This is a genomic window from Flavobacterium jejuense (assembly GCF_006491595.2).
Taxonomy (GTDB): Bacteria; Bacteroidota; Bacteroidia; order Flavobacteriales; family Flavobacteriaceae; genus Flavobacterium; species Flavobacterium jejuense.
Genome location: NZ_VEVQ02000034.1, coordinates 1 through 3,814, shown reverse-complemented (window position 1 = coordinate 3,814; position 3,814 = coordinate 1). Strand labels below are relative to the sequence as shown.

1 protein-coding gene is annotated in these 3,814 nt (G+C 36.3%); it reads right to left on the bottom strand.

Going from position 1 to position 3,814, the window contains the following annotated elements; genetic code table 11:
• On the bottom strand, positions 1-3,814 hold a 3,814-nt coding region (locus FIA58_RS21050; RefSeq protein WP_140964665.1), incomplete at its 5' end, for a T9SS type B sorting domain-containing protein.

Sequence of the window (3,814 nt, the reverse complement as noted above, 5' to 3'; positions counted from 1 at the left end):
TTATCGTTTTAATGAAAAATGTGCTTTAAATACTTTACTTTGTTGGTTTTCTTGATATTCTACAGTAAACCAGTAATCTGTGGATGGTAGTTGCTTTGAATTAAAGGTTCCGTCCCATCCTTCTCCTAACGGACTGATTTCCTTTATCAATTTACCGTATCGGTCAAAGATATAAATTTTTGCCTTAGGTTGGTCTCTCAAGGTAAAAATATTCCAATAATCATTATATCCATCTCCATTAGGAGTGAAGAATTTTGGATAATCGATTATCATTATCTCTTTTGTTAAATATGTACACCCTTTCTGATCTACTACTGTTAACTGATGTGTGCCTGATCTTACTCCTGTAAAAACACTAGAACTCTGTAAATCTTGATCATCTAATTGATATAAGAAACTTCCATTTCCATCTATAACTGTTATACTTATTGTAGCATTATCTGTAAAGGCATCAGTTATTGTGTAGGTAAAATCTGTTGCACTATTTATCTCTGTAACATTTACTATATTAGATATATTCTCACAATTGGTTAGCGTATTTTGAACTAAAACATAGTAGTCTCCTGCTTGTTCTGCCTCATAGGTACTCTGATTTGCTGCGCCAATTACATTTCCATTATAATACCAAGTAAATTGATAATCAGATGTGTTTGGGATACCTGAATCTAATAAATGACTTTGGAAGACTAATCCTGTAGCTAATTCCACACAAATTGAACCATCTTCTAAAACAGGCTGTGGTAATGGATTTACATAAATCGTAAAATCTGTATACGCTCCTCTACAACCAGTAGATGAAACTGTCCAAACTCGATATACTACAACTCCTTGAGTATTTCCAGTGGTTGTTAGTGTATCTGGAATTTCAAATGGTGAAGTACTTGCCGAACCACTAGTAGCTCCTGATACTCCTGTTACACTCTGAACAACCCACTCTACTGTCGTTCCTACTAAATTTGGATACCCAATTTGAATATCAATAGCATCTGCTACTAATTCCCCACTACAAATAGCTGCATCTGGTGAAGATACAACAGCTCCTGGTATTGGATTCACCGTAATAAGATCACTCGTTTGCATTTGTCCTGTACAACTACCCAATACTGGTGTGATTTCAAAATATAAATCTCCTGATTGAGTTACATCCGCTACTTCTACTGTTAAATCAATAGTTCCTGTTGTGGTTCCTGAGGTAATTCCTGAATTAACAATTACTCCATTTAAATAAGCGGACCAATTATAATTCACATTAGCTAAATTACCTGTTATCAATACTTGTACTGTATCTGATGAACAAACTGACAAACTACTCTCTACAATATCTATTATAACAGGAACTGGTGTAACGGTAACTATAAACTGCTCTGTAGTACCCGCACAACTACTACCTGCCAAAACTGGTGTAATTTGCATTGTAATATAACCTAAATCTAATCCATTTTGTAAAGTTGCTATTTGATTAATATCTGTCTGATCTCCTGATTGAACATAAGTCGTATTATCAATATTAGTAATAGTAGCGCTCCAAACATATGAAGTAGTATTGTTCAAATTCACCACAAAATCCGTCATCGTTCCTGAACAAATAGTATTTGTATAAGTAACATTTGTTATTGTTGGTGTAGGACTAATCGTTATGATTTCACTATCTGTCACTATTTGAGAACATGATGGCGTCGTTGCTGTTGATACGCTGGTTATATTATAAGTCGTATCAACTGTTAAATTTGGTGTTGTATAATTTGCCAATCCTGATGCATCTAAAGTAACACTATAAATGGATGTCCCATCTGTAAATGAAACCGTTGCATTTGGTGTACCTGTAAATAATAAAGTCGTATTCCTATTGTAACAAACCGCATTACTTTGTGCATCAATACTAGCTGTTGGCAAAGCAATAACTGAAACCGTTGCAGTATTAGTTAAACTAGCACTACACAGTGTAGTGGTGTTTTGTATCTGAGAAAGTATTATTATTTGATCTGCCGTAGCCCCTGCTACAACAATAGTCGCTACCCCTGAAGCTGGAATTATAGTATTTTGTACTATAGAATTCAAAGTATAATCAACCTGAGCTCCTGCTGTACCTGTTATGGTAAATATAGCATCCTGTCCTTCACAAATAGGTCCATTACCAGTCAAAGATATCAACTGAGGTGTTTGATTCACTGTTACTGTAAAACTATTCTCATCTGTACAATTTGGTGTTGTAGCCGTCTCTGCATAAACATAAATTAATTGTGTTGTGGTAACAGCGTCTCCTGCAGTTAACATAGAACCTGTACCTCCTGATCCTGTATAATAATTACCTACTGTTAATGCTGGTAATACATAACTATCACAAACCGTAATATCTGCTGGAGAATCGGCTAATGGGGTAACATTTATTGTTACGGTAAAACTATTCTCATCTATACAATTTGGCGTCGTACCTGACTCTGCATAAACATAAATTAATTGAGTTGTTGTAATTACATCTCCTGCAGTTAACATAGAACCTGTCCCTCCTACTCCTGTATAATAATTACCAACAGTGAGTGCTGGTAACACATAACTATCACACATTGTAACATCGACTGGTGCATCGGCTACTGGTGTTGTATTTATCGTTACGGTAAAACTATTCTCATCTGTACAATTTGGTGTTGTACCTGTCTCTGCATATACATAAATTAACTGTGTCGTTGTAATAGCTGTACCTGAAGCTATCATTGTTCCTGTGCCTCCTACTCCTGTATAATAATTACCTACTGCTAATGCTGGTAATACATAACTATCACATGCTGTTACATCAGATGGAGCATCAGCTACTGGAGTTGGATTTATCGTTACTGTAAAACTATTCTCATCTGTACAATTTGGTGTTGTGCCTGTCTCTGCATAAACATAAATCAGCTGTGTTGTGGTAATTACATCTCCTGCAGTTAACATCGAACCTGTCCCTCCTGATCCTGTATAATAATTACCAACAGTAAGTGCTGGTAACACATAGCTATCGCACATTGTAACATCAACTGGTGCATCGGCTACTGGTGTTGTATTTATCGTTACGGTAAAACTATTCTCATCCGTACAGTTTGGTATCGTGCCTGTCTCTGCATATACATAAATTAACTGTGTCGTTGTAATAGCTGTACCTGAAGCTATCATTGCTCCTGTACCTCCTACTCCTGTATAATAATTACCTACTGCTAAAGCTGGTAATACATAACTATCACATGCTGTTACATCAGATGGAGCATCAGCTACTGGAGTTGGATTTACTGTTACCGTAAAACTATTCTCATCCGTACAATTTGGTGTTGTACCTGTCTCTGCATATACATAAATTAATTGAGTTGTTGTAATTACATCTCCTGCAGTTAACATAGAACCTGTCCCTCCTACTCCTGTATAATAATTACCTACTGTTAATGCTGGTAACACATAACTATCACAAACCGTAACATCAGACGGAGCATCGGCTACTGGTGTTGTATTTATCGTTACGGTAAAACTATTCTCATCCGTACAGTTTGGTGTCGTACCTGTCTCTGCATATACATAAATCAACTGTGTCGTTGTAATTACATCTGCTGCATTTAACATAGAACCTGTCCCTCCTGGACCTGTATAATAATTTCCACTGGTAAGAACCGGTAATACATAACTATCACATGCTGTTACATCAGATGGAGCATCTACTGTAACTCCTGGTACAATCGTTACTGTAAAACTATTCTCATCTGTACAATTTGGTGTTGTAGCCGTCTCTGCATAAACATAAATTAATTGTGTTGTGGTAACAGCGTCTCCTGCAGTTAACATAGAACCT